This window comes from Brevibacterium sp. LS14 (assembly GCF_012027885.1).
GTDB classification, from domain to species: Bacteria; Actinomycetota; Actinomycetes; order Actinomycetales; family Brevibacteriaceae; genus Brevibacterium; species Brevibacterium casei.
In genome coordinates this window covers 127,223-152,265 of sequence record NZ_SJXG01000047.1, presented here as the reverse complement: position 1 = coordinate 152,265, position 25,043 = coordinate 127,223, and the positions used below count along the sequence as shown (strand labels likewise).

24 protein-coding genes are annotated in these 25,043 nt (G+C 67.6%); 13 read left to right on the top strand and 11 right to left on the bottom strand.

Annotated features, from left to right (window positions below; all coding sequences use genetic code 11):
* Window positions 1-5: 5 nt before the first annotated feature.
* The gene (locus tag EZE58_RS08740) at window positions 6-782 is read left to right on the top strand and encodes an enoyl-CoA hydratase-related protein (RefSeq protein ID WP_009380184.1); all 777 of its coding nucleotides are present in this window, start codon (window positions 6-8) and stop codon (window positions 780-782) included.
* 56 nt (window positions 783-838) lie between these two features.
* Here EZE58_RS08740 and EZE58_RS08735 read toward each other — a convergent pair whose 3' ends face one another.
* The 6 genes from EZE58_RS08735 to EZE58_RS08710 all read right to left on the bottom strand — a co-directional run bounded on the left by EZE58_RS08735 (window position 839) and on the right by EZE58_RS08710 (window position 5,601).
* Window positions 839-1,603 carry a TVP38/TMEM64 family protein gene (locus EZE58_RS08735; RefSeq protein ID WP_259863928.1) on the bottom strand — a complete coding sequence of 255 codons (765 nt, stop codon included), beginning with the start codon at window positions 1,601-1,603 and terminating at the stop codon, window positions 839-841.
* A 92-nt stretch (window positions 1,604-1,695) separates the two neighbouring features.
* Complete coding sequence (locus EZE58_RS08730) at window positions 1,696-2,304, bottom strand: DUF998 domain-containing protein (RefSeq protein ID WP_009380180.1); 609 nt, start codon at window positions 2,302-2,304, stop codon at window positions 1,696-1,698.
* 75 nt (window positions 2,305-2,379) lie between these two features.
* Complete coding sequence (locus tag EZE58_RS08725; protein ID WP_009380178.1) at window positions 2,380-2,811, bottom strand: MarR family transcriptional regulator; 432 nt, start codon at window positions 2,809-2,811, stop codon at window positions 2,380-2,382.
* Window positions 2,812-3,019: 208 nt separating this feature from the next.
* Window positions 3,020-3,190 (bottom strand): hypothetical protein, encoded by a 171-nt coding sequence (locus EZE58_RS08720; protein ID WP_164672063.1) that lies wholly within the window; start codon window positions 3,188-3,190, stop codon window positions 3,020-3,022.
* A 14-nt stretch (window positions 3,191-3,204) separates the two neighbouring features.
* Window positions 3,205-4,578, bottom strand: coding sequence for an OFA family MFS transporter (locus EZE58_RS08715; protein ID WP_167560292.1), 1,374 nt, complete (start codon window positions 4,576-4,578; stop codon window positions 3,205-3,207).
* Between the two features lie 261 nt (window positions 4,579-4,839).
* Complete coding sequence (locus EZE58_RS08710) at window positions 4,840-5,601, bottom strand: SurA N-terminal domain-containing protein (protein ID WP_009380174.1); 762 nt, start codon at window positions 5,599-5,601, stop codon at window positions 4,840-4,842.
* A 121-nt stretch (window positions 5,602-5,722) separates the two neighbouring features.
* Between EZE58_RS08710 and EZE58_RS08705 the strand changes: the two genes are divergently transcribed.
* Window positions 5,723-6,079: a VOC family protein gene (locus tag EZE58_RS08705; protein ID WP_009380173.1), complete on the top strand. Its 357-nt coding sequence runs from the start codon at window positions 5,723-5,725 to the stop codon at window positions 6,077-6,079.
* A gap of 86 nt (window positions 6,080-6,165) precedes the next feature.
* On the opposite strand, the gene EZE58_RS08700 is transcribed toward EZE58_RS08705, so the two are convergent.
* Window positions 6,166-6,732, bottom strand: coding sequence for a dihydrofolate reductase family protein (locus tag EZE58_RS08700; RefSeq protein ID WP_009380172.1), 567 nt, complete (start codon window positions 6,730-6,732; stop codon window positions 6,166-6,168).
* 179 nt (window positions 6,733-6,911) lie between these two features.
* Between EZE58_RS08700 and EZE58_RS08695 the strand changes: the two genes are divergently transcribed.
* Window positions 6,912-8,108 (top strand): M20 family metallopeptidase, encoded by a 1,197-nt coding sequence (locus tag EZE58_RS08695; protein ID WP_167560290.1) that lies wholly within the window; start codon window positions 6,912-6,914, stop codon window positions 8,106-8,108.
* A gap of 107 nt (window positions 8,109-8,215) precedes the next feature.
* Here the strand turns inward: EZE58_RS08695 and EZE58_RS08690 are convergent, their stop codons facing one another.
* Window positions 8,216-9,898 carry a BCCT family transporter gene (locus tag EZE58_RS08690; RefSeq protein WP_100227522.1) on the bottom strand — a complete coding sequence of 561 codons (1,683 nt, stop codon included), beginning with the start codon at window positions 9,896-9,898 and terminating at the stop codon, window positions 8,216-8,218.
* A 122-nt stretch (window positions 9,899-10,020) separates the two neighbouring features.
* Window positions 10,021-10,995, bottom strand: a complete 975-nt coding sequence (locus tag EZE58_RS08685; protein ID WP_051995598.1) for a flavin reductase — start codon at window positions 10,993-10,995, stop codon at window positions 10,021-10,023.
* Between the two features lie 116 nt (window positions 10,996-11,111).
* Between EZE58_RS08685 and EZE58_RS08680 the strand changes: the two genes are divergently transcribed.
* The 7 genes from EZE58_RS08680 to EZE58_RS08650 all read left to right on the top strand — a co-directional run bounded on the left by EZE58_RS08680 (window position 11,112) and on the right by EZE58_RS08650 (window position 16,740).
* Window positions 11,112-11,801 (top strand): GntR family transcriptional regulator, encoded by a 690-nt coding sequence (locus EZE58_RS08680; protein ID WP_009380163.1) that lies wholly within the window; start codon window positions 11,112-11,114, stop codon window positions 11,799-11,801.
* Complete coding sequence (locus tag EZE58_RS08675; RefSeq protein ID WP_009380161.1) at window positions 11,798-12,484, top strand: amino acid synthesis family protein; 687 nt, start codon at window positions 11,798-11,800, stop codon at window positions 12,482-12,484. Before EZE58_RS08680 ends, EZE58_RS08675 begins: the two co-directional genes overlap by 4 nt.
* On the top strand, window positions 12,481-13,032 hold the full coding sequence (locus EZE58_RS08670; RefSeq protein ID WP_009380160.1) for an amino acid synthesis family protein: 552 nt from the start codon (window positions 12,481-12,483) through the stop codon (window positions 13,030-13,032). Before EZE58_RS08675 ends, EZE58_RS08670 begins: the two co-directional genes overlap by 4 nt.
* An 11-nt stretch (window positions 13,033-13,043) precedes the next feature.
* On the top strand, window positions 13,044-13,841 hold the full coding sequence (locus tag EZE58_RS08665) for an alpha/beta hydrolase (protein WP_040342254.1): 798 nt from the start codon (window positions 13,044-13,046) through the stop codon (window positions 13,839-13,841).
* On the top strand, window positions 13,838-15,319 hold the full coding sequence (locus EZE58_RS08660; protein ID WP_009380158.1) for an aldehyde dehydrogenase family protein: 1,482 nt from the start codon (window positions 13,838-13,840) through the stop codon (window positions 15,317-15,319). The genes EZE58_RS08665 and EZE58_RS08660 overlap by 4 nt, the downstream gene beginning before the upstream one ends.
* 4 nt (window positions 15,320-15,323) lie before the next feature.
* Window positions 15,324-15,521, top strand: a complete 198-nt coding sequence (locus EZE58_RS08655) for a tautomerase family protein (RefSeq protein ID WP_009380157.1) — start codon at window positions 15,324-15,326, stop codon at window positions 15,519-15,521.
* A gap of 172 nt (window positions 15,522-15,693) precedes the next feature.
* Complete coding sequence (locus EZE58_RS08650) at window positions 15,694-16,740, top strand: LLM class flavin-dependent oxidoreductase (protein ID WP_009380156.1); 1,047 nt, start codon at window positions 15,694-15,696, stop codon at window positions 16,738-16,740.
* 171 nt (window positions 16,741-16,911) lie between these two features.
* On the opposite strand, the gene fdhA is transcribed toward EZE58_RS08650, so the two are convergent.
* Window positions 16,912-18,126, bottom strand: a complete 1,215-nt coding sequence (gene fdhA, locus EZE58_RS08645) for a formaldehyde dehydrogenase, glutathione-independent (RefSeq protein ID WP_009380155.1) — start codon at window positions 18,124-18,126, stop codon at window positions 16,912-16,914.
* Between the two features lie 198 nt (window positions 18,127-18,324).
* Complete coding sequence (locus EZE58_RS08640) at window positions 18,325-19,257, bottom strand: LysR family transcriptional regulator (protein ID WP_167560288.1); 933 nt, start codon at window positions 19,255-19,257, stop codon at window positions 18,325-18,327.
* 247 nt (window positions 19,258-19,504) lie between these two features.
* On the opposite strand from EZE58_RS08640, the gene EZE58_RS08635 reads away from it, so the two are divergent.
* From EZE58_RS08635 to EZE58_RS08625, 3 genes are read left to right on the top strand one after another with little or no spacing between them, the layout of a single operon-like run.
* Window positions 19,505-20,752, top strand: coding sequence for an aromatic ring-hydroxylating dioxygenase subunit alpha (locus EZE58_RS08635; protein WP_167560344.1), 1,248 nt, complete (start codon window positions 19,505-19,507; stop codon window positions 20,750-20,752).
* The gene (locus tag EZE58_RS08630; protein WP_167560286.1) at window positions 20,749-22,188 is read left to right on the top strand and encodes an iron-sulfur cluster-binding domain-containing protein; all 1,440 of its coding nucleotides are present in this window, start codon (window positions 20,749-20,751) and stop codon (window positions 22,186-22,188) included. Before EZE58_RS08635 ends, EZE58_RS08630 begins: the two co-directional genes overlap by 4 nt.
* 47 nt (window positions 22,189-22,235) lie before the next feature.
* Window positions 22,236-24,788, top strand: a complete 2,553-nt coding sequence (locus EZE58_RS08625) for an FAD-dependent oxidoreductase (protein WP_167560284.1) — start codon at window positions 22,236-22,238, stop codon at window positions 24,786-24,788.
* The last annotated feature ends 255 nt before the right edge of the window (window positions 24,789-25,043 follow it).

The window sequence follows — 25,043 nt, the reverse complement described above, 5'->3', positions numbered from 1 at the left end:
CAGCGATGACCGAGATCCGCCTGCACATCCGAGGGCAGATCGCCGAGATCGTCCTCGACGGACCCGAATCCCGCAATGCGCTCAACGCCGCCAATCTTCGGGATCTCGCCGAGGCGGTCGCCCAGGTCGCCGAGGCGGTGCCCGGGGTCCGTGCGATGCTCATCCGCGGCGAGGGCAAGGTGTTCTGCTCCGGCCGTGACATATCCGCCGTCGACGTCGCCACCGATGATGCGTACGCGTTCCTCGCCGAGATGTTCACCCCCGTATTCCAGGCGATCCGCGGGCTGCCGATCCCCGTCGTCGCGCAGGTCCAGGGGGCGGCGCTCGGCCTCGGGTTCGGGATCGCGGCCGCCGCCGACATCGTCTATGCGGCCGAGAACGCGAAGTTCGGCTCCCCGTTCGCCGCGATCGGCGCGATGCTCGATTCCGGCGCCCACCATGTGTTCCTCGATCGGCTCGGCTACCACCGGACGATGGATCTCATCGTCACCGGTGACTTCATGTCCGGCGCCGAGGCGGCCGCCGCCGGGATCGTCTCCCGTGCCGTTCCCGCAGATGAGCTGGCCGACTTCGTCGAGGAGAAACTCAACGGGATCGTCTCCGGGCCCGCCGAGGCGTACGCGATGGAGAAGTCGTTCGTCCAGAAGCTCACCGACGAACAGCCGACCCTCACCGAGGTCCTCGACGCCGAGGCCAGGCTGCAGGAGTCAGCGCGGCAGACCCCGGACTACGCCGAGGGATTCCGCGCCTTCCAGGAGCGCCGCAAGCCGAACTTCGGGTAGGGCGAAGCCGGACCCGCCGTTGCGCTGACTCAATGCGACAGGGCGTCCGGTTGGCCTCAGCCGTCGGCCGCCTCGGTGACGGGTCCGGGATTCTCTCTGTTGTCGCGCTCGTCGATGTCGTTCTGGGCGGCAGGTTCCCGGGTTGTCGCTCGCCACCGGCGGAAGGCGAGGATCGTCAGGGTGCCGACGAGGACCCAGGCGACACCGACGGCGATCCCGTTGGGAATGCTCGGGTCGCCGATGAAGGCGCCGATGCCGACGAGGGCGAACAGACCCGGCAGCGAGGAGATCGTCGCGGCCGTGAGGAACGTGCGGTTGTCGATGCCGAAGGCGCCGCTGCCGTAGTTGACCGGCCAGTACGGCAGCCCCGGCAGGAGTCTGAGAGTGCACACCGCGTAGAAGCCGCCGCCGTGGAGTTGGGTTTCGACCGCCTCGGCGTGGGAGCCGAGCATCTTCCTCGCCGTCGGTCGGCCGAGGCCGCGGGCGATCCAGTAGCCGGCATACCCGCCGAGGACGATGCCGATGAGCGTGAGCAGGGTCCCCAGCGGCAGACCGAACGCGAGCCCACCGGCGACGGCGATGATCGTCACCGGGATCGGGGTGGCGGCGACCACCGTGGCGAGGGCGACGAAGACGGCGAAGCCCCACGCGCCCGCCTCGGCGATCTCATCCTGGAGCACGCGGGGAGTGGGCAGGTGGACGTTGACGACGAGCCAGAGTCCGGCGAGGACGACGACGGCGAGGGCCGCGTTGCGCACGATAGACCCCCATGCGAGGCGTCCGCGTCTGCGGGGTGGGGTCTCGGGGTTCGTCGTCGGCACGGATCGAGTGTACGCCTCGGGGACGTCGGAGGGGCCGGGGCGGGTTCGGGTCGGGAAGTGGGGCGGGGTGAGCGGGGCGGAGCCGGCTGCCCTCAGGCGGTGAGCATCATCAGTCCGGCGGCGACGCCGAGGTAGAAGAGGCTGACCGCGAGGATGAAGATGCGTTCGGAGATGCCGAAGACTTTCGGGCGCAGGCGCTTGACGATGAGGACGAGCACGCTGACTGCGAGCGAGATGGCGGCGATCCAGGCGATGACGCCCAGTGCGCCGGCCAGCCACGTGGGACCTTCGGCGGTGAAGAGGCGGGTGAAGTTGCCCATGCACGCGTAGCTGATCGCGAACCAGGCGATCGCCAGGACGTAGTGGATGCGGCCGATCATCGTGGCCTTCTCGCCTTCGAGGTCGGTTGGCGCCAGGGGCAGGACGATGAAGATCACTGCGAGTGCGGCCAGAGCGATCGTGATCCCTGTGGCGTCGGACCAGTCGGGCACACCGAGGGCGACCGCGGCGGCGAGCAGCGCCCAGAAGATCGCGGTCAGCCATGTCATGGCGCTCGAGAGGCGCCGGGTGGGACCGACTGCGTAGTCGCTGACGGCGTGGCCGACGATCGTGTACTCGCTGGGCACGAGGTGGAGGGCGATGAACACGCCGAGGCGGGCGAGGCCGAAGACGAGGGCGAGGAGGGCGAGGGTAAAGGCCATGAGTGCTCCTGGGAACGAGTGGGAGTGGAGAGGCGGGTTGCCGATGGGGTGTTGGTGGGCTACCGGCCAGCGGCGTCAGCTGTCGGGAGAGGAAGAGCGCACGGTGCGGACCTCGTCGTGGAGATCGCGGATCGTCTGCGCGAGGACCTGGGGGTCGAGGCCGATCGTGCGCGCGTTGTCGTCGAGCGAGCTGCCGAGGAGGCGACCGCAGTGGGCGGCCTTCTCGGCGCCCACCTCGGTGAGGTGGAGTTCACGTCGGTTGCCCGATCCGGCCGCCGCGAGGTTGTCGACGTAGCCGGCCCCGAGGAGGACCTTGACGATGCCGCTGCCTGCCGCCTCGGTGACGCCGAGGGCGCCGGCGAGGGTACGACCGGTGATGCCCGGATGCTGGCCGAGGATGACGAGCGCGACGTACTGGTTGTAGCTCAGTCCCTCGGGCTGGAGGATCTTCTCCGCCCACCGATCGAGGGTGCGCACGAAATCGTGGAGTTCGAATGCCAGGTCCATGCCAGTAAGTTAAGCACTTAAGTTAATGCGGGCGCAAGAGGTGAGCTGACATTGGGCAGAGGCGGCGGTCGCCGAGGATCGCACGCCTGAATGCGAACGGCCCCGCACCGGACTGTTCGTCTGGTGCGGGGCCGTTGGATGTCTCCTGCCGCGCTCGACGCGGAAGTCATGCGCCGTCAGCGGCGACACGCCTCGGCGGGGAGCGACTTCAGCTCGTGAAGATCGCGACTGCCTTGATCACGGTCAGGGTCAGGCCCCAGGCGAGGCCGCCGACGACCACGACGGTCAGGGCCGAGCCGATGACCTTGTACGCCCCGCCCACCGGCGACTGCGGGGAGCCTTCGGGGGGAACCGAGGACCATGTCTGCGATGTGCTCATGCTGCGTCCTTCCTTCAGTCTTTCTCAGCGGTCGACGGGGACGTCGGTGCCGCCTCGGCGGTGGTGGGTTCGAGGTACTTGTCCTTGACCGGGCGGACGAGGAGGTTCGCGACGAACCCGATGGCGAGTGCCCCGACCATGATGAACATGCCGGGCGTGTAGAGCTCGGGTCCGGTCTTGCCGGCCTTGTCACCGGCCTCGACGACCGAGTTGACGATGAGCGGCCCCGCCACGCCGGCGGCCGACCATGCGGTGAGCAGACGACCGTGGATCGCCCCGACCTGATAGACGCCGAAGAGGTCCTTGAGGTAGGCCGGGATGGTCGCGAACCCGCCGCCGTAGAACGAGATGATGAACAGGGTCGCGATGACGAAGAGGACGATCGACCCGCCGCCGAAGAGCGCGACGACGAGGTAGAGCAGCGCCCCGCCGCCGAGGTAGATCATGTAGTTGTTCTTCCGCCCGAGGTAGTCCGAAGTCGTCGACCACACGAACCGTCCGGCCATATTGCCGATCGAGAGCAGTCCGACGAAGCCGGCAGCAGCGGCCGCGGTGATGCCGAAGTAGGCCTGGATCATCGGCGCCGCGTTCTCGAGGATGCCGATGCCCGCGGTGACGTTGAGGAAGAGGACGATCCACAGCAGCCAGAACTGCGGGGTGCGGATCGCGTTCTTCGCCGAGACGTTGCCGGTCGTCTGCAGCGGCTTCGCCTTGACCGTCGACGGGTCGAAGTTCGCCGGCTTCCAATCCGGGTGCGGGACGCGGATGACGTAGGCACCGGCGGCGATGACGACCGCGTAGACGATGGCCAGGGTGACGAACGTCCGGGTCAGACCCGCGACGAGGTTCGCAGGCTCGGTGCCTCCGCCGTAGAAGGACATGAGCTGGTTCGACATCGGGCTGGCGATGAGTGCGCCGCCGCCGAAGCCCATGATCGCCAAGCCCGTGGCCAGTCCCGGCCGGTCCGGGAACCACTTCATGAGCGTCGAGACGGGCGAGATGTAGCCGATGCCCAGTCCGATGCCGCCGACGAAGCCGTAGCCGAAGTAGACCAGCCACAGCTGCCCGGTCATGATGCCGAGGCTGGCGATGAGGAAGCCTGCGACCCAGCACGACCCGGCGGCGACCATCGAAGCCCTGGGGCCGGCCTTCTCCACCCAGGTCCCGAAGATCGCCGAGGAGATGCCGAGCATGAGGATCGCGATCGAGAAGATCCACCCGATCGAGACCTCGCCGGCGTCGAAGCGGGACATGAACGGGATCTTGAAGACGCTGAACGCATAGACCTGGCCAATGCACAGGTGGATGGCCAATGCGGCCGGCGGCATCAGCCAGCGGTTGAAGTCCTTCGGCGCGATGATCGCCGAACGGGAGAGTACGGAAGCCATGAGGATCCTTCTGGTCAGCGCCGCTGCCCTGGTCGCCATCATCGGCGAGGGGAAGTCGGGTTGCGTTGGTCCCATACAGACTAGAACGCGCACACCGATTTTGCGAGATCCTGAAAGACTTTCTTCAGACTCGCCCGAATCGAGGATCGTGGAGTAGATGGTTGAAATGTCCACTACGCCTGGGATCGGCGCAGGCATGGGCATCCTCACCGAGGTTGTCCTCAGGTGAGGTTGTCACGACGGATTCCGTAGGCGCCGGTATCAGAGGTTGATCGTCACGTCGCCCTTCTCGCGGAGGTCGCCCGCGAACTTCTGCGTCGCCTCGGTCGACTTCTCGCCCTTGACCTGCTCCTCGAGCTGGGGTCGCATCTCCTCGAGCGAAGGCACCGGCGCCTCCTGACCCGACTGCGCGGCCATCTGCTCCTGCTGGTCCTTCGCCCGCTGGTACGCGGCGCCGATCTCCTCATCGGTGACCTCGAACTCGCCGAACTCGTCGACGATGAGATCCTCGATCTTCAACTGGGTGCCCAGCTCCTCATGGACCTTCTTCTCGTCCATGCCCTGGTCTTTCATGGCGCCGAGGAAGTCCTCCGTGCTCATCTGACTCGAGGCCGCCGCCTCGTCGAGGGCCTTCGTCACATCATCATCTGAGGCCTTGATCCCGCGCTTGTCGGCTTCCTGGCTGAGCAGCTTCGTGCTCACGAGGTTCTCGGCCGTCTGCTTCTTCAGCCCCTCCTCGTCGACGGGCTGACCGGCCTGCTGCGCCTGCACCATCATCTGCTGGTACTGGGTCTCGAAGAGGGGGACGAAGTCGTCCTTCGTGATCTTCTCGCCGTTGACCTCGGCGACGACCTCGGGGATGCTGTCGGTGTTCGGCTTGCCGTCCTGGGACTGACCGGTCTGGGACTGCTCGGCTCCGGCGGTCTCCTCGGGGCTGCCGCCGCTGCCGGCTGCGCTGCACCCGGCGACCGCGATGATCGAGAAGGCCATAGCGACGCCGACCCAGCGTTTGATCCTCTGCACACTCACTCCTAACGATTCAGCCGTCCACGCTAACAGTTCGGGATCATCAAGGCCTGAGCGCGCGGGGTCGAACCTGAACGCGCAGTGGGAGCCGGGGCTGAGCAGGGTCTAGACTGCGCGCATGGACGCGAAGCTGCGCGGGGTGTTCCTCACCTGCGGCGAACTCGAGGACACGGCGGACTTCTACCGCGACATCGCCGGGCTCGAGCTCAGTGCGGCCGGCGATGACGAGTACACGTACTACGTCCTCGAGGTCGGTGGGATCCAGCTCGCCCTCCATGACGCCGAGGCGTTCGCCGACTACACCCACCCGACCGTTCCCGCGTCGAACCTCACCCACCTCTACTTCCGCATCGACGACCGCACCGCGTTCCTCGACCGGCTCGATGCCGCCGGGATCATCCCGACCGCGATCGACGACGTCGTCGTCACGGTGGCCGACCCGGACGGTAGACAGGTCATGTTCGGCACCGCGTAGAGCGGGAGTCGGCGAGGGTCGGTCGGAACTTCCGCACCGCCTCGGCGGGGGAGTTGGGAACTGGGGAACCGCCTCGGCGGGGGAGATCAGAGGCTTGTCGGCACCTGACCTGCGGGAGTGTAGGCGGAGTAGACGACGCCGCTGCGGAACGATCGCGAGTCGAGGAGGGCGAGCGGGGGCTGCGGGTGGCCGCCGGGGAAGAAGCCGCGGCCGCGACCCTGCCACACGGGGTAGGTGAACATGCGGTACTCGTCGACGAGGCCGGCGGTGATGAGCGTGTGGGCCAGGCTGATGCTGCCGGTGAGGATCGCGTCGAGGCCGGGCTGCTCGCGCAGTGCGGCGACGGCGAGCAGCGGGTCGTCGGCGATGATCCGCGAGTTCTCCCACTCAGGATCGGTCATCGTCGTCGAGAACACCCATTTGTCGACCTTGTTCAGCTGCGCCGCGATGCCCGTGGTGTCGGCGGTCTGCCGGGGCCAGAAGCCGCGGAAGTCCTCGAACGTCTGTCGCCCGAGGAGGAGGATCTGCTCTCGTGCGGTCTGGCTGCGCACCTCGGCGAGGAGTTCGTCGTCCTGGGCCTGCGGATCGAACCAGTCATCGAGCATCTCGACCCGACCGTCGAGCGTGGTGTTCTGGGTGATGATGATGCGCACGATGTGGACTCCTTTTCGAGCGGGATCCCGGCGGTGGGGGCGGACGGTGGGTGCGTGCCGTTCACGCTACGCCGATTCCGGGGCGAGCACGAGGGTCGGTTGGTGTCTGCGGACAGGTGGGGGACGGTGGGGATGGACGCGCACGTGGCCTCGGCATCGACGGAACTAGGATCGGGACCATGACGATCCCCGATTTCCGCAGCGAAGCGCGAACCCTCCAGCCCGACCTCGCCGTCCTGCGCCGCATCCTCCATGCCAATCCCGAACTCGGCTACGACCTCCCGTTCACGCAGGCGCAGGTGCTCGATGAGCTCGCGGGGCTGGGACTCGAGGTGAGCACGGGCAGCGCGCTCACCTCGGTGGTCGCCGTCCTCAAGGGCGGAAAGCCCGGACCTGCGGTGCTGCTGCGCGGGGACATGGACGCGCTCCCGGTGGTCGAGGAGACCCGGCTCGACTTCGCGTCGACGAACGGGAACATGCACGCATGCGGGCACGACATGCACACGGCCGGGCTCGTCGGGGCGGCGAAGCTGCTCGCCGCGCACCGCGACGAACTGTCAGGCTCGGTGACCTTCATGTTCCAGCCCGCCGAGGAGGTCGAGGGCGGGGCCGAGCCGATGATCGCCGAAGGCGTGCTCGAGGCGGCAGGGGTCCCAGTGGTCGCGGCCTACGGCATCCACGTCGAGGCCGCCGAACGGGGCCGGTTCGCGACGCGACCGGGATCGCTCATGGCCGGGTTCGCCGATCTCCACGTCACCGTCCACGGGGCCGGCGGTCACAGTTCGCAGCCGCAGTCGACGCGGGACCCCGTGCCTGCGGTCGCCGAGATCGCGCTGGCGCTCAACACGATGACGACGCGGTCGTTCGACATCTTCGACCCTGTCGTCGTCTCGGTCACCCAGCTCGAGGGCGCGCAGGCGACGAACGTCATCCCCGACGAGGCGAAGCTCGCCGCCTCGATCCGCTTCCTCTCCGCCGACTCGCTCGCCCTCCTCCAGCAGCGCGTGCCCGAGATCGTCGAGAGCATCGCCCGCGCCCACCGGTGCACGGCGACCGTCGACTTCGAGGTTGGCTTCCCCGTCACCGTCAACGACCCCGCCGAGGCGGAGCTGACCGTCTCGCGCCTGCGCGGCATGTTCGGGGAGGAGAAGGTCGAAGTGCTCGAGCATCCGCGCATGGGCTCGGAGGACTTCTCGTTCGTGCTCGAGAAGGTGCCTGGCGCGTTCGTCTTCCTCGGCGCCACCCCTGAGGGCATCGATCCCGATGCCGAGACGAACCATTCGCCGAGGGTGCAGTTCGACGATGCGCTGCTCGGCGATCAGGCCGCCGCGCTCGCCCACCTCGCCTTCGCCCGCCTCGCCGACGAGGCCGGCTGAAGCGTCGAGACCGCCACTTTGCGCCGAGACTGCAGCTTGTGACTGGCGGTCTCGGCGCTAGGTGGCGGTCTCGATGAGTGTGGGCAGTGAAGCGAGGCTGTCCCGCCTCACACCTCGGTGGTGGCGAACTCCTCGGGGAGGTCCTTGCGCCTGACCGTGCGGTACGCGTCCATCGAATGATCCTCGTGGAGGGTCTTGACGATGCAGATCCCGAGCAGGGCGACGATGATCGCGAACGGCAGCGCCGAGAGCATCGCCGCCTGCTGCAGAGCCGCGAGCCCACCGGCGAAGAAGAGCACCATCGCCGTCGTACCCGTGAGCACACCCCAGACGGTGAGCACCCAGCGGCTGGGCTCAAGCGTGCCGCGGGACGTGAGCATGCTGAGGACGAAGGTGTTCGCGTCGGCTCCGGAGACGAAGTAGAGGACGACGAGGATGATCGCGATCACCGAGGTCAGTCCCGTCCAGGGCAGGTTGCCGAGGGTTTCGAAGAACGCGGAGTTGACGTTCTCGGCGGCCGCCTTGCCGATCTGTCCGCCGCCGTCCATGTCGATCTTGATCGCGGTCCCGCCGAAGACGGTGAACCAGGCGAAGAAGACGAGGCTCGGCACGCCCATGACGCCGAGGACGAACTGCCGCACGGTGCGTCCCTTGGAGATCTTCGCGAGGAAGACCCCGACGAACGCGCCCCAGCTCAGCCACCACGCCATCATGAAGTACGTCCAGTACTGGTACCAGCCGACGGCGTCGGAGGTCAGCGGCGTGAGTAGGCTCATGGTGAAGAACTCGCCGAGGTACTGGCCGGTCGCGCGGAAGAAGAGGTTGCCGATGAACCCGGTCGGACCGACGATGAGGACGAAGAGGCCGAGGAAAATCGAGAGCACCGCGGTCGTCTGACTGAGGAACTTGATGCCCTTGTTCACGCCGGAGAGCGCCGAGAGCGTGAAGACGACGGTGATGCCCAGGATGATGATGATCTGGACGAAGAGCTCGTTGGGGATCCCGAAGACCCGGTTGAGTCCCTCGGAGATCTGCGAGGCGCCGAGGCCCAGCGAGGTGGTCGTGCCGAAGAGCGTGGCGACGACGGCCATGATGTCGACGAGCTTGCCGAGCCATCCGCCCATCGCCTTGCCGAACAGCGGCCGCAGCATCGGAGAGATGAGGCCTGTGTTCCCGCGCTTGTGCGTCGAATAGGCGATCGCGAGTCCGAAGACCCCGAACACCGCCCACGCGTGCGGACCCCAGTCGAAGTACGAGTACTGCAGCGCGACGACGGCGGCCTCGGTGGTGCCGGGCGCGGCGAGATCGTGGGGCGGGGTCGTGAAGTGCGAGATCGGTTCGGCCACGCCGTAGCTGATGAGCCCGATGCCCATGACGGCGGAGAGGATCATCGCCAGCCAGGCCCACGTGCTGAATTCCGGACGGTCGTCCTCGGCGCCGAGGCGGACCCGCCCGAAGCGTCCGAAGCCGAGGTAGAGGAGGAGGCCGATGCATCCCAGGGGGACGATGAGGTAGGTCCAGCCGACGCTCGCTGCGACGGAGTTCATCGCGTTCGTCATCGTCGTGGCCATGCCGTCGGGGGAGAGGACTCCCCACAGGGTGAATGCGGCGACCCCGGCGATCGAGATCCAGAACACCGACCCCGGTCGGTGGCGGAGCGCGTTCGCCTCGGCCATGGCCGGTGAGATGCCGCCGGGGAAATCCATGCCGTGGCCGGGCAGCTGAGCGTGGCGGTGCTGTGGTCTCGACGCGCTGTCCTCCGCGTCGGACTGACCGGATTCGTACTGCATGGCGAACTCCACTTCCTTGTGAATCGTTCTGGCGCCCGGTTGATGCAGGGATGGGTCGGGCTGTGATGAGGTGGACCGGGGTAAGTCCGGGGCTCGAGGGGAGAGCCGGAGGTGAGAAGGTGTCAGTCGAGTGAGCTGAGGTCCTCGCTGTCGAAGAACTTGCCGGCCTTGTAGATCATCGGGGAGTCCTCGGAGGTCTCCGCGCTGCGCACGCGACCGATGAAGACGGTGTGGGTGAGCGCCTGGAAGCGCTCCTTGATCTCGACCTCGATCGATGCCGCCGAACCGTCGATGAGCGGAGAGCCGTTGGCTCCGGCATGCCAGTCGAGGGTGGCGAACTTGTCGGGCGACTTCGAAGCGAAGACGCCGATCGTCTCCCGCTGATTGCGGCTCATGATGTTGATGCCCATATGCGTCGACCGGAACAGCGCGGGATAGGTCGACGAGGTCTTCTGCACACAGACGAGGACGAGCGGCGGGTCGAGGGAGACGGAGTTGTAGGAATTCACCGCCAGGCCGCGGGGTTTGCCCTCGTCGTCGGTCGTCGTCACCACGGTCACGCCCGTGATGAACTGGCGGTTGAACGCTTTGAGCGAGTCCGCCGACGGGCGTCCGGACAGGTCATCGGTGACGACGTCCTCGGGGCCGGCCTCGAAGGCCGACGACAGGGATTTGAGCCCGAGGTCGGCGAGCAGCTCGTGGGCGTCCCACGTGACCTCCTCGCGGGCGATCCGCGACCCCCTCAGGGTGATGAGGTTCGAACCGTGCGTCGTCACCTGCTGACCCGTGGGCGGGACGTCGCCCATCGGCTCGGTGAACGTTCCCACGGAATGCCAGTAGATCGCACCCTCGTCGCCTTCGATGAGGATGTGGTCGATCGTCGTCGTGAGATCGGGGAAGGCCGAACGGATCTCCCGGATCTCGTCCTTGATGGCCTGCGCGTCCTTCGCCTGGCCGGAATTCGTCGAGACACGGACGTAGTCGTCGGTGACGAGCGAATCGAAGGCGTCGAGATCGTCGCTGTCCCAGACGGCGTGCCAGGCGTCGGTGATGGTCTGCTTCACACCCCGCAGGGCGGTGTCATGTGTTTGTTGCATACCAGAGACCATAGAATGACCGCTATGCATCCGTCAATAGATTCGGTTAAGTCCGTGAATACTGGGATTGGTCAAGATTGTTGACATCTGTCGATGTATGCAAGTACGTTTCTTGTATGCAACAGATTTCCGATGTTCAGGCCAGCGAGTCGTTCCTCGACAGGGTGCGGGCGCTCATCCTCAGCGACGGCTACGAACCCGGGGACATGATTCCCGAATCGAGTCTCGCGGAGTCCTTCGGCGTCAGCCGCACCCCCATCAGGGAGGCCTTCAAGCAGCTCGAATACGAAGGCCTCGTCGAGATCCGACCGCGCGTCGGCACCTTCCTCAGGCGACCCAAGCGACGTGAGATCGTCGAGCTCTTCCAGCTCAAGGAATCCCTCGAGGGGCTGGCGGCGAACCTCTTCGCCCGGCGCGGGGCCATCCCGGAGCTCGCAATGCTCAAGGACAATGCCGACGCGTCCGATGCGGCCGCGCTCGCCGGGGACGCCGACACCTACGCGCGGCTCGTCCACGAGTTCCACGCGACCCTCGTCCGCGGCGCCGACAACATCAAGCTCGCCGAGACCTACGAACGGCTCATGCACCAGCTCGCCTACCACCGCATCGTGCTCCGCGCCGTGCAGCGCCCGGGCCGGCTGAGCGAATCGGTCGGAGAGCACCACTCCGTCATCGAGGCGATCGAGAACAAGGACTGGTTCGGCGCGGAGATCGCCATGCGCGAGCATGTCAACGCCTCGAGCAGAGCTGCGCTCCTGTCGCTGAGCGAACAGCATGAGCTCTCCGAGCAGGAGGAGGACCGGTGAGCGCACAGTCCCAGTCAGCTGTGCCGACTGCCGCATCCGCAGCCGAACCCGACGCCCGTCCGCAGAGCTTCGACGACCTCGCCCGCAGCCTCGGCGTCCGATCCCTCACCCTCAACCGTGAGGAGACCATGGCCGAGGCAGGGACCCCGCTCGACCGCCCCCTCGTGCAGGCGGCCGCCGTGGCCGTGCTGAGGAACCCGTGGATCGGCACCGGACCCGATGCCGACCTCGCACCCGAGACCGAGGCGATCGCCCCGGTCCTCGCGAAGGTCCTCACCGATCGCCTGCTCGCAGCCATCGGACCTGCGACAGCGGTCGAGGCCTTCGGCAAAGCCGCCGTCGTCGGCACGGCCGGGGAGCTCGAGCACGCCGGAGCCCTCATCCACACCCCGTTCTTCGGCAACATCATGCGGGAGCTGCTCGAGGGCACCTCGGTGCTCTGCTTCGCCGACGGCCGCGCGGCCGCCTCGGCGAGCATCCGCGTTCCCATGTGGCACAAGACCCACGCCACCTCGCGGGATCACTACCAGTCCATCGACGTCCGACTCCCGGACGCCCCACAGCCCGACGAGATCTGCGTGATCGCCGCCGCCGCGAACGGTCCTCGGCCGTTCGCGCGGATCGGCGACCGCCGCACCGACGGCACCGTGACCACCGACATCCTGAAAGGACTCCTCCCATGAAGATCCGCAAGCTCACCACCGTCGTCGAAGACGTCCTCACCGAAGGCGGACGCACCGTCGACCCGCCGATCCGGGTCGCCGCCGTCGCCGCCGTCATCGAGAACCCGTGGCACGGTCAGGGATTCGTCGAGGACCTCGGTCCCGGCATCGACGCCACCGCCAGCGAACTCGGCGCCCTGCTCGCCCCCCGCGTCATGGAAGCGCTCGGGGGTGACCTCGAAGCCTACGGCAAGGCGGCGATCGTCGGTCAGGGCGGAGAGATCGAGCACGGCTCAGCACTCATCCACACCCTCAAGTTCGGCAATCACTTCCGGGACGCCGCCTCGGCGAGCACCCTGCTGCCGGCCGTGGAGAAGCGCGCCGAGGCGGGGGCGGTCTTCGACATCCCGCTCAAGCACTTCACCGATGCGACGATCCGCTCGCACCACCAGACCTTCGAGTGGAGGGTCTCCGACGCCCCGCACGCCGACGAGATCCTCGTCGCCCTCGCCGGGTCCACGGGCGGCCGACCGCAGCAGCGCCTGGCGCCGCTCGCCGCCGACCAGTAGGCGGCGACGCGATGCGGGAAGACAATGACGTCCCCGTTGTGCTGCTGCACGGGGTGGGGCTCGATCGCAGCGTGTGGGGCCGAGTCGAACAGCGGCTCGGGCGCCCCACCGTTGCGCTCGACCTGCCAGGTCACGGTGAGCAGCCTGCGCTGACCTCCCCGACGACCCTGGCCGAGATGGCTGCCGACGTCGCCATTCGGCTGCCTGCCGGACCCGTGCACCTCGTCGGGTTCTCCCTGGGTGCGCTCGTCGCGCAGCGGCTCACGGTCGACCAGCCCGGCCGGGTCCGCAGCCTCACGTGCGTGAGTTCGGTCGCCGAGCGCACCGACGAGGAGGCTGCGGCAGTGCAGGCCCGACTCGACGGTGCGGCGCGGGACTTCGCCGGCAGCATGGACCGCGCCCTCGACCGGTGGTTTCCCGCGGGCGAGGCCGAGGAGACAGCCGCCTGGAGGGAGGAGACGCGCGCCGTGCTGCTCGCCAACGACCCCGACTCCTACCTGCACGCGTACGCGGTCTTCGCCACCGGGGACCGTGACATCGCCGCCCGACTGCCGGAGATCTCCGTGCCCGCGCTCGCGATCACCGGCGAACTCGACCCGGGATCGACACCGGAGATGAGCCGACGGCTGGCCCGCCGGATACCCGATGCCGAGGTCGCCATCGTGCCCGGTGCCAGGCACATGCTGCCGGTCACCCATCCCGATGACCTCGCCGACCGCCTCGAGAACCTCATCGACCTCCGGGCCCGGAACAGCACGTCCACATCGCCTTCATCGACGCCATCGACCACAGAGAGGAGCCGGACATGACGATCAGGCTCGACCACTTCATCGCCGGTGAGCACCGTGCCCCGGCTGACGGCGACTACCTCGAGAGCACGAACCCCGCCACGCTTGAGACCCTCTACGAATTCGCCCGCGGCACCGAAGCCGACGTCGCACGGGCCGTCGATGCCGCCTCAGCGGCCTTCGAATCCACCGGATGGCAGCGGACGACACCGACCCAGCGGGGTCACCTGCTGCGGAGGTTCGGCGACCTCATCGGGGAGAACGCCGAGGAACTCGCGCGGCTCGAAAGCCAGGACAACGGCAAACTGCTGCGGGAGATGACGGGGCAGCTCAAAGGCCTCCCGGAGTACCTCTACTACTTCGGTGGGCTGGCCGACAAGGTCCAAGGTTCGCAGATCCCGACGAACTCACCCGAGGTCATCAACTTCACCCAGCGTGAGGCGCTCGGCGTCGTCGGGCTCATCACCCCGTGGAACTCGCCGATGACGCTGACCCTGTCCAAGCTCGCCCCGGCGCTGGCCGCCGGGAACACGACGGTGATCAAGCCGAGCGAGTACACCTCGCGCACCATCCTCCGCCTCGCCGAACTCGCGTATGAGGCGGGCTTCCCTGCGGGCGTCGTCAACGTCGTCACCGGTCTCGGCGCCGAGGCGGGACAGGCGCTCGTCGACAACCCGAAGCTTGCGAAGATCTCCTTCACGGGATCGACGCGGACCGGGGCAGCGATCGCCGCCTCGGCGGCAGGGCGATTCATCGGATCGACGCTCGAGCTGGGAGGCAAGAGCCCGAACATCGTCTTCGACGACGCCGACGTCTCCAATGCCGCGATGGGCGTCATCGCCGGCATCTTCGCCGCCGCAGGGCAGACGTGCATCGCCGGATCACGGGTGTTCGCCCAGCGGGGGATCTACGACGAACTGCTCGAGAAGGTCACCGCGCGGGCCGCCTCGATCGTCATCGGCGACCCGCTCGCCCCGGAGACCGAGCTCGGCCCACTCGCCTTCGAGGCGCAGCTGAACAAGGTGAGCGAATACGTCGGGATCGGCGTTGAAGAGGGCGGACGGATCGCCTACGGCGGGGGACGACCCGACGTCGATCTGCCCGGCTACTTCTTCCAGCCCACCGTGCTCACGGACACGACGAACGACATGCGCATCGCCCAGGAGGAGATCTTCGGGCCGGTCGCCGCGATCATGCCCTTCGACACCGAGGAGGAGGTCCTCGCGCTCGCCAACGACACCGAATACGGACTGGCCGCCGGCGTGTGGACGACGAACCTGGCCCGGAGCATGCGGATGTCGCAGCGGCTCGAGGCCGGGACCATCTGGATCAACATGTACCGGGCCATGTCCCCGATGTCGCCGCGACAGGGGTTCAAGAACTCCGGGGTCGGCATCGAGCACAGCATCGAATCGATGCACGAGTACACCCGGCTCAAGAGCATCTGGATCAATACGGACGAAGGGCCGGTCGCCGACCCCTTCGTGCTGGGAAGGTGAGGACATGCCGCTCATCGACATCTCGATCGGCCGAGGTCGCACGCCCGAACAGCTGCGGGCCCTCATCGCCGGAGTCCACGAGGTCGCCGCTGCGACCACAGGCGCCGCCGACGAGAACATCACCGTGATCGTGCGGGAAGTGGAGAAGGAACTCTGGTCGCGCACGAACACGACGATCGCCGAACGCGAAAGCGCCGGCTGAGGGTGAGTTGCCCCGCCATTGCGGGGGTGAGGAGCCGGACGCGGACAGCGAGCTACTGATCCGCGGATGCCGGGCGGACGCGGACACGGAGCACACGATCACCGGCCGACAGACACAGACACACACTGAGCAGTGTTCCGGGGTGACCCGGAACCGAAGGAAAGGACCACTCATGCGCTTCTCCCTCTTCGTCCACATGGAACGCTGGGACGATTCGATCAGCGCCGAGCAGCACTGGCAGAACCTCGTCGAACTCGTGCAGCTGGCCGAGGCCGGCGGTTTCGGGACAGTGTGGATCGGCGAGCACCATTCGATGGAGTACGTCGCCTCACCTGGACCGATGCAGCAGCTTGCCGCGCTCGCCGCACAGACGTCGACGATCCGCTTGGGCTCGGGAACGATCATCGCCCCGTTCTGGCATCCGCTGCGCGCGGCCGGCGAGGTCGCGCTCCTCGACGTCATCAGCGGCGGCCGCGCCGAGGTGGGCATCGCCCGCGGCGCCTACCAGTTCGAGTTCGATCGGATGGCGGGCGGAATGCCGGCGGCTGACGGCGGCGAGTACCTGCGCGAGCTCGTGCCTGCGATGCGGGCCCTGCTCCAGGGCGACTATGCGCACGAGGGCAAGCACTGGCAGTTCCCCGTCTCGACCGCCGTGCCGAAGCCCGTCCAGCAGCCGACACCGCCGATCTGGCTGGCCGCACGCAGTCCCGAGACCCACGACTTCGCCGTGGCCAACGGCTGCAACGTCCAGGTCACTCCGCTGATGAAGGACGACCGTGAGGTCGAGGACCTGATGAACAAGTTCGAGACCGCGCTCGCCGCCCACCCCGAGGTGGAGAAGCGACCGGAGATCATGGTGCTCCGGCACACCTACCTCCACTCGCCCGAAGACCCCGAGGGCTGGAAGGTCGGGGCCGCCGGGATCAACAAGTACTACCGGACGTTCTCCGCGTGGGCGTTCGGGAAGAAGGACCCCGTCAACGGGTTCCTCGACCCGACGCCGGAGGAGCGATTCGCCGATCGCCCAGAGTTCGAACTCGAGTCACTGCACAAGTCCGCGATGATCGGCACCCCCGCCGAGGTGACCGAACGCATCAGGCACTACGAGGACCTCGGTTACGACGAGTACAGCTTCTGGTCGGACAACGCTCTCACCCACGAGGAGAAGAAGGCGTCCCTGCAGCTCTTCATCGACGAGGTCGTCCCGAACTTCCGGTGAGGGGTGCGCGCAGTGCGGCGACAAGGGGTCGCCGCACTGCGCTCGTCGTCGAGCGGATCGCGTCGAAACCGCCACTTCGCGCCGAGACTGCACCGTGTGACAGGTGGTCTCGACGCTAAGTGGCGGTCTCGATGAGTGTGGGCGCTGCCCTCTCAGCGCGCGGCTTTCCGCTCAGGCGCGGATGAGGCCGTGCGGGTCGAGGACGAACTTCTTCGCCACCCCCGAGTCGAAGTCGGCGTAGCCCTGCGGAGCATCCTCGAGCGAGATCGCCGTCGCGTTGACGTTCTTCGCGATCGACACCTTGTCGTGGAGGATCGCCTGCATGAGGCCGCGGTTGTACTTCATCACCGGGCACTGGCCGGTGACGAAGACGTGCGACTTCGCGAAGCCGAGGCCGAAGCGCATCGACAGCGACCCCTCCTTCGCCGCCTCGTCGACGGCGCCGGGGTCACCGGTGACGTAGAGCCCGGGGATGCCGAGGCTGCCGCCGGCCCGCGTGATGTCCATGAGCGAGTTGAGCACGGTGGCCGGGGCCTCGTGGCTGGCATCCTTGCCGTGCCCGCGCGCCTCGAAGCCGACGGCGTCGATGCCGCAGTCCACCTCGGGGGTGCCGAGGATCTGCTCGATCTGATCCTTCGGATCGCCCTTCGAGACGTCGACCGTCTCGCAGCCGAAGCTGCGAGCCTGCGCGAGCCGGTCCTCGTTGAGGTCGCCGACGATGACGACGGCGGCACCGAGCAGCAGCGCCGAGGTGGCCGCCGCCAGTCCGACGGGACCGGCACCGGCGACGTAGACCGTCGACCCCACCTGCACGCCCGCACCGACCGCGCCGTGGAAACCGGTGGGGAAGATGTCCGAGAGCATCGTGAGGTCGAGGATCTTCTCCATCGCCTGCTCTTTGTCCGGGAACTTCAGCACGTTCCAGTCGGCGTAGGGCACGAGCACGTACTCGGCCTGCCCGCCGACCCAGCCGCCCATGTCGACGTAGCCGTAGGCTGATCCGGGCCGGTCGGGGTTGACGTTGAGGCAGATGCCCGTCTTGCCTTCTTTGCAGTTGCGGCAGCGGCCGCATGAGATGTTGAAGGGCACGGAGACGAGGTCGCCGACCTTGACGAACTCGACGTCACGGCCCACCTCGACGACCTCGCCGGTGATCTCATGGCCGAGCACGAGCCCTTCCGGCGCAGTGGTGCGACCGCGGACCATGTGCTGATCGGAGCCGCAGATGTTCGTCGCGACCGTCTTGAGGATGACGCCGTGGTCGACCTTGCGGCCGACGTTGGCGGGATTGACGCCGGGGCCGTCCTTGAGGACGAACTCGGGGTAGTCGGTGTCGATGACCTCGACCTTGCCTGGACCTGCGTAGCTGATTGCCCTGTTGCTCATCGTTGAGTCTCCGTTCGGACGGAATCGTGAGGCGAAATCGGCGGGAGTGCCGAACGGCCTCCTGAAATATCAGTCTTGTATCAGACGTGGTGTCAGTCTCGTTGCGCAGGGAAGCGTTTGTCAACACCCCGTCGCTTGCCACGCTAATCGAACCCACGCGAGGCCGAAAGGGCATACCGAGGGCGGAGATCCGGCGTCTCAGTCCGTCTCGCCGAGGCGGGTCGCCAGGATCCGCTGCGAGGTCGCCCGCAGGTGCCGCAGGGATTCGCGGATGAGCGGTGAGCCCCGGCTGCCCGTGCGCACGGCCGCGATGATCTTCCTGCTCAGACGCCCCGTTCCCGTCAGCCTCACGCGGGTGACGTTGTCCTCGCCGGAGAGGTTCGCGAGCCGGGGAACGAGACTGACCCCGACGCCGGCGCCGACGAGTGCGGCCGAGGTCTCCCACTCGACGGACTCGTGCGAGATCGTCGGCGTCACCCCGGCCGCCGTGAACGCGGCGATGAAGAGCGCATGGTACGGCGAGCCCGGCACCGCGGTGATCCAGTCCTCGCCTGCGAGCTCGGACAGCGAGACCGCATCGAGTCCGGCCACCGGATGATCGGAGGGCACCATGACGTCGAGCGGGTCGTCGAGGAGGTCCATCTTCTCGAACCGGGCGTCGTCCTCGACCCGGGCGTCGCCCTGCGGGGAGACGACGACGGCGAGGTCGATGCGCTCGGCGACGAGGAGGTCGAAGCACCGCGAAGGGCTCGCCTCGACGACGTGGACCTTGACGTCGGGATGGGTGCTGCGGAGGTGTGCCGCGAGCGGGGCGAGCAGGTTCGCCGAGGCGGTCGAGAAGCCGCCGATGCCGAAATGGGAAGGCGCCTGGTCCCCGGCGGTGAACGACGAGGCGCGGATCTCCTCCCACACGGAGATCAGCCGGTCCGAACGCCTGACGAGGTACCTGCCCGTCGCGGTCAGCCGCAGTCCCCGCCCGTCCTTGGTCAGGAGCGTCATCCCCAGCGAATTCTGGAGGTCGCGCAGCTGCGCGGACACTGCCGAGGGGGAGTATCCGGTGAGTTCGGCGGTGGCCGCGATCGTGCCCGAGGCGGCGAAGGTCCGCAGCGTGATGAGACGCGGATCGATCATGCTCACATTATGCACTTTTCCTGCATGTTGTTCTTCGGAATCTCGCGCTTTTCCCGCAGTGTTCGGCTGTTCTATCGTGACAGCAGCGACGCGGCGGGATCGGGCGATGGGCGTGCCCGGCAGCCGGAGGCAGCGATGACCACGAGCAGACGGCATCCCTGACCGCGCGCATTCTCAGGGGATCAAGGGAGATGGGAATTTGACCGCTACCAATCTGGCACCGACGAAGAAGGGCTTCCCCGCAGGGATGACCGAAGAGCGCCTCGACGAGATCCGGCTGCTCCTCGACACCAGACGCACCGGCTTCTCACTCGAGGCTCCGTTCTACACCGACGCGAACCTCTTCAACCTCGACATGCAGGCGATCTTCTCCCAGCACTGGGTCTTCGCGTGCAGCGTCGCCGAAATCCCCGAACCCGGCGACTACGTCACCCTCGACTACGGGCCGTACTCGCTCATCGTCCTGCGCACCGACGACGGCGGGGTCAACGTCCTCCACAACGTCTGCCGGCACCGCGGCGCCCGCGTCCTCACCGAGTCCTCGGGCACGACGGGCAACCTCGTGTGCGGCTACCACTCGTGGACCTATTCGCCCGACGGCGACCTCATCCACGCCTCGGCGCCGGGGGAGATGACCTTCGACAAGGCCTGCTATGCACTCAAACGAGCCCATGTGCAGGTCGTCGCCGGCCTTGTCTTCCTCTGCCTCGCCGAGGATCCGCCCACCGACTTCGCCGAGGTGGCGCAGCTGTTCGCCCCCTACATCGCCCCGCACGAGCTGGCGAAGACGAAGGTCGCCTACCAGCAGACCATCGTCGAGGAGGGCAACTGGAAGCTCGTCATGGAGAACAACCGCGAGTGCTACCACTGCGACGGCCACCCCGAGCTCGCGTGCTCGCTCTTCCCGACGTGGGGGCTGACCGATGAGACGGTGCCGACGCATCTGACCGATGTGTGGGAGCGCAACCAGGCCGCGCAGGCGGCGCTGGAGTTCCGGTGCCGCCGCTACGGTCTGCCCTACGAGGTCATCGAGGATCTCGGCCGGGTCGCGGGCATCCGCATCTCCCGGGAGTCCCTCGACGGGGCAGGGGAGTCCTTCTCCGCCGACGGTCGCCGGCTGTCGAAGAAGCTCCTCGGCGATCTGCCGGACTTCCGGCTCGGGCGGTGCTCGATGCACCTGCAGCCCAACAGCTGGTTCCACCTCCTCGGCGATCATGTCATCACCTTCGGGGCGTACCCGATCAACCCGCACCAGACGCTCGTGCGCACGACCTGGCTCGTCGCCGACGATGCCGTCGAAGGCGTCGACTACGACCTCGAGACGCTCACCCACACGTGGAAGCAGACGAACCTCCAGGACAAGGCGTTCGTCGAGCTGTGCCAGACCGGCGCCGGCAGCCCCTTCTACGAGCAGGGGCCGTACATGAAGAGCGAATACCAGGTCGAGGCCTTCATCGGCTGGTACATCGACCGGATGCGGGAGCACGTGGAATGAGGGTGGTCGACGACCCCACGATCCCGCTCGCGCAGCGGATCCGGGGCCTCGAGATGCCGTGGAACCGGGTGCTCGGGTCGACGGCGGGACCGGCCGGGGCCGCGACCGCGCTCGGTCCGTGGCATCCCCAGGAGTTCACCGCCGAATGCGTCGAGACGATCCCCGAGGCCGGGGACATGATGACCTTCGTCTTCCGCCGCATGGACGGGGCGCCGCTGGCGTTCCGGTCGGGGCAGTACATGAACATCGACTTCCCCATCTACGGTGCCGAGGCGGAGCCGGAGTCCCGCAGCTACTCGATCTCGTCCGCCCCGACCGAACCGTGGACGTTCTCCGTGACGATCAAACGCGACCCGGCAGGCCTCGTCTCCCCGTGGGCGCACGAGTCGATCCGACCGGGCACGGTGCTCGAGATGCTCGGACCCGTCGGGGCCTTCCACCTCGCCGACTACGACCGGCGCGCCCGCTACCTCCTGCTCGCCGCCGGGGCCGGGATCACCCCGCTGATGTCGATGATCCGCACGGTCCACTCGCTTCCGGGCCAGGCCGACGTCATCCTCCTCTACCACGGCTCGGCGCCCGACCGCTTCGCGTTCGCCGACGAACTCGACTTCCTCGAGAAGGCCGACTTCCGGATCCAGCTCGTCTACTGCCTCGGCGATCGGAAGCAGACGACGAAGAAGGGGAGTGCGAAGTGGACGGGCAGGGCCGGGCGACTGTCTGCCGATCTCCTCGACGAGGTGGTCCCCGACGCCAACGGCCGCCAGGTCTTCGCGTGCGGGCCGGAGGGATACCTCAACACGGCCACCGAGTGCCTCGCCCGCGTCGGCGTCGACGACACCTCGATCTTCATGGAGTTCTTCTCCGGCGACCGTGCCACCCGCCTCGAATACGCCGAGGAGGTCGCCCTGGCCGGGGAGATCGCGGAGGAGTTCGCGTCCTCGGCCGAGGAGTACTACGAGCAGCAGCCTTCCGCCTTCGACCTCTACGAACCCGAGCACGACTCCGGCGGCGCCGTCGAGACGGTCGGTGCCCCGCTCGAGGCCGTGCCCGCCGACGCCGCCGTTCCCGTCGACGCCCCAGCCGCCCTCGCCGAGGCGGGGGCAGGGGAGACCGAAGTCGATGGCGAATCGAGACCCGCAGACCCGGACGGCTTCGCTACCGTGGGAGAAGGCGAGCTCACCATGGCCTTCCTCCGGTCGGGGATCAACGTCCGAGTCGCCCCGGACGTCGTCATCCTCGACGCGGCCCGGAAGGCCGGGGTGCGCATCGGGGCGAACTGCCAGGAGGGCATGTGCGGCTCGTGCAAGGTCGTCAGACTCGAAGGAGAGGTTGAGATGAACCATCAGGGCGGCATCCGTGCCCGCGAGATCGACGCGGGGAAGTTCCTTCCCTGCTGCTCGACGGCGAAGACCGACCTCGTCATCGACGCCTGAGCGCACTACCAATTCCATCGCAGCCTCACCACAGCAAGGAGAACCCAGTGTCGAATCCCTCCCCACGGGTCGTCATCATCGGAGCAGGCATCGTCGGGGCCAACCTCGCCGACGAACTCGCCCGATTGGGCTGGACCAACACGCTTGTCATCGAGCAGGGACCGCTGACGATCCCCGGCGGATCGACCTCGCACGCTCCGGGCCTCGTCTTCTCATCGAATCCGTCGAAGTCGATGACGGAGTTCGCGCAGTACACGATCGAGAAGCTCACCTCGCTCACCGGACCGGACGGACGCGGCTCGTTCCTGCCCGTCGGCGGGCTCGAGATCGCCACGACCCCCGAACGCCTCCGCGACCTTGAGCGGCGGGCCGGCTGGAACCGGTCATGGGGTGTCGACGCCGAGGTGGTCGACGCCGAGGAGGCCCTGAAGCTGTTCCCCATGCTCAACGCGGAGAAGGTCCTCGGCGGGCTCTTCACCCCCGGTGACGGGCTTGCGCTCGCTGCGCAGGGAACCCAGCTCGTCATCGAACGGGCACGTGCGGCCGGGGTCGAGTTCCGCGACCGCACGGTCGTGACCGGCATCGACCACACGGGAGGGAAGGTCTCCGCCGTCTACTCCGGCGACGAGCGGATTCCCGCCGACATCGTCGTCTCGTGTGCCGGGTTCTGGGGCCCGAAGATCGGCGCGATGGCCGACACCCCGATCCCGCTGCTGCCCCTGGCCCACCAGTTCGCGTGGTCGACGGAGGTGCCGAGTCTGGTCGGCAAGAACGAGCTGCCGAAGGGGGCGAGCGCCCCGATCCTGCGCTACCAGGACGAGGACCTCTACTACCGGGAGTGGGGCGAGCGGATCGGCATCGGCTCGTACGCGCACCGCCCCATGCCCGTCGACCTCGACACGCTGCCGCGGTATTCGCCCGATGAGATCACCGACGAGCGGATGCCCTCGTCGCTGACGTTCACTCCCGAGGACTTCGAACGCGAATGGGCGATCAGCCAGGAGATCCTCCCCGAGCTCGCGCAGACGCAGATCCAGCGCGGATTCAATGGGATCTTCTCCTTCACCCCTGACGGCGGATCGTTGGTCGGGCAGTCCCGGAACGTCGACGGCTTCTTCGTCGCCGAGGCGGTGTGGGTCACCCATGCCGCAGGTGTCGCGAAGGCCGTCGCCGAGCTCATCGCGCACGGCCACTCCGAGACCGACCTCTCGGGCCTCGACCTCAATCGGTTCGAAGACATCCAGACGGCTCCCGAGTACGTCAGCGAGACCTCGCAGCAGAACTTCCGCGAGATCTACGATGTCCTCCACCCGCTCCAGCCCAGGGTCTCGCCCCGCGATGTGCGGATGAGCCCGTTCAATGCCCAGCAGCGGGAGCTCGGCGCGTTCTTCCTCGAGGCCGCGGGATGGGAGCGCCCGCACTGGTACGAGGCGAACGCCGCACTGCTCGACGAGCTGCCCGAGGAATGGCGGGCTCCCGAGCGCGACGACTGGGCGAACCAGTTCCATTCGCCCATCGCCGCGGTCGAGGCGTGGAAGACGCGGACCAACGTCGCGATGTACGACATGACCCAGCTCAAGCGCTTCGAGGTCAAGGGTCCCGGCGCCGGCCGGCTGCTCCACGGGCTGACGACGTCGTCGATGCTGCGCAAACCGGGGGCGGTGAGCTACACGCTGCTGCTCGACGAGGCGGGCGGGATCACCTCGGACATCACCGTGGCGATCCTCGACGAGGAGACCTACCAGGTGGGAGCGAACAGCAACATCGACCTCGCCTACATCACCAGGGCGGCCAAGCGGCAGACCGAGGAGGACCCAAGCCAGTGGGTGACCGTGCGGGAGACGACCCCGGGCACATGCTGCATCGGGCTGTGGGGACCGCGCGCCCGCGACGTCATCGCCGCCGTGAGCGACGACGACCTCAGTGACGAGGGACTCAAGTACTTCCGGACGAAGCAGATCTCGGTCGCGGGCATCCCCGTCACGGCGATGCGCCTGTCCTACGTCGGGGAACTCGGTTGGGAGCTCTACACCTCGGCGGATCTCGGACACAGGCTCTGGGATGTGCTCTGGGAGGCTGGGCAGGAGTTCGGGATCATCGCCGCCGGCCGCGAGGCATTCAACTCGCTGCGGCTCGAGAAAGGGTTCCGGTCATTCGGCACCGACATGACGAGCGAGCACGAACCGGAGCAGGCCGGTCTCGGGTTCGCCGTCAAGGCCTCGAAGACCGACGACTTCGTCGGCAAGGCGGCGCTCGCCGATCGGGCGGCGGGAACGACGAAGAGGCTCACGTGCCTCACCCTCGACGAGCCGAGCGACATCGTGCTCGGCAAGGAACCTGTGTACGTCGCGGACGGCGCGTCGAAGGACGCGAGCGCCGAGGCGAACGGCGGATCCGAGGACTCCGCGACTCGGGCGGACGGGTACGTCACCTCGGCGGCGTACGGGTACACGATCGGGAAGGCGATCGCCTACGCGTGGCTGCCGAACACTTTGGGCGTCGGCGACGCTGTCGAGATCGAGTACTTCGGCCGCCGAGTGCCCGCCACCGTCACGGCCGAACCGCTCTACGACCCGGAGATGACCCGCCTGCGCGGGTGAGACCCGAGTGCTGAGGAGGCGCAGGTGGTGCGCACCGCCCGCGCCGCCCGCGTCGCCGCGCCGTCCGCGCCGCCGCCGAACGGACCTAAGGACGCGCAGTGTCGATCCGCGACCTCAGAATCGACACTCAGCGTCCTCGAAACGTGTTGGAGTCGGGCGGCTGCCGGGCCGGGTTCCCCGCTCGATCCACGCGGGGCTCGAAAATCGACGTGCTCGCGACGCGGCCGGCTGCCGATCCACGCGGGGCCTGAATTC

Excerpts from the sequence above, each read along its gene's own strand:
- EZE58_RS08695 (WP_167560290.1), top strand. The coding sequence starts at position 6,912 with ATGACGATCCCCGATTTCCGCAGCGAAGCGCGAACCCTCCAGCCCGAC.
- EZE58_RS08680 (WP_009380163.1), top strand. The coding sequence starts at position 11,112 with ATGCAACAGATTTCCGATGTTCAGGCCAGCGAGTCGTTCCTCGACAGG.
- EZE58_RS08685 (WP_051995598.1), bottom strand. The coding sequence starts at position 10,995 with ATGCAACAAACACATGACACCGCCCTGCGGGGTGTGAAGCAGACCATC.
- EZE58_RS08630 (WP_167560286.1), top strand. The coding sequence starts at position 20,749 with ATGAGGGTGGTCGACGACCCCACGATCCCGCTCGCGCAGCGGATCCGG.
- EZE58_RS08705 (WP_009380173.1), top strand. The coding sequence starts at position 5,723 with ATGGACGCGAAGCTGCGCGGGGTGTTCCTCACCTGCGGCGAACTCGAG.
- fdhA (WP_009380155.1), bottom strand. The coding sequence starts at position 18,126 with ATGAGCAACAGGGCAATCAGCTACGCAGGTCCAGGCAAGGTCGAGGTC.
- EZE58_RS08650 (WP_009380156.1), top strand. The coding sequence starts at position 15,694 with ATGCGCTTCTCCCTCTTCGTCCACATGGAACGCTGGGACGATTCGATC.
- EZE58_RS08660 (WP_009380158.1), top strand. The coding sequence starts at position 13,838 with ATGACGATCAGGCTCGACCACTTCATCGCCGGTGAGCACCGTGCCCCG.
- EZE58_RS08670 (WP_009380160.1), top strand. The coding sequence starts at position 12,481 with ATGAAGATCCGCAAGCTCACCACCGTCGTCGAAGACGTCCTCACCGAA.
- EZE58_RS08730 (WP_009380180.1), bottom strand. The coding sequence starts at position 2,304 with ATGGCCTTTACCCTCGCCCTCCTCGCCCTCGTCTTCGGCCTCGCCCGC.
- EZE58_RS08640 (WP_167560288.1), bottom strand. The coding sequence starts at position 19,257 with ATGATCGATCCGCGTCTCATCACGCTGCGGACCTTCGCCGCCTCGGGC.
- EZE58_RS08690 (WP_100227522.1), bottom strand. The coding sequence starts at position 9,898 with ATGCAGTACGAATCCGGTCAGTCCGACGCGGAGGACAGCGCGTCGAGA.
- EZE58_RS08715 (WP_167560292.1), bottom strand. The coding sequence starts at position 4,578 with ATGGCTTCCGTACTCTCCCGTTCGGCGATCATCGCGCCGAAGGACTTC.
- EZE58_RS08740 (WP_009380184.1), top strand. The coding sequence starts at position 6 with ATGACCGAGATCCGCCTGCACATCCGAGGGCAGATCGCCGAGATCGTC.
- EZE58_RS08720 (WP_164672063.1), bottom strand. The coding sequence starts at position 3,190 with ATGAGCACATCGCAGACATGGTCCTCGGTTCCCCCCGAAGGCTCCCCG.
- EZE58_RS08635 (WP_167560344.1), top strand. The coding sequence starts at position 19,505 with ATGACCGAAGAGCGCCTCGACGAGATCCGGCTGCTCCTCGACACCAGA.
- EZE58_RS08665 (WP_040342254.1), top strand. The coding sequence starts at position 13,044 with ATGCGGGAAGACAATGACGTCCCCGTTGTGCTGCTGCACGGGGTGGGG.
- EZE58_RS08725 (WP_009380178.1), bottom strand. The coding sequence starts at position 2,811 with ATGGACCTGGCATTCGAACTCCACGATTTCGTGCGCACCCTCGATCGG.
- EZE58_RS08655 (WP_009380157.1), top strand. The coding sequence starts at position 15,324 with ATGCCGCTCATCGACATCTCGATCGGCCGAGGTCGCACGCCCGAACAG.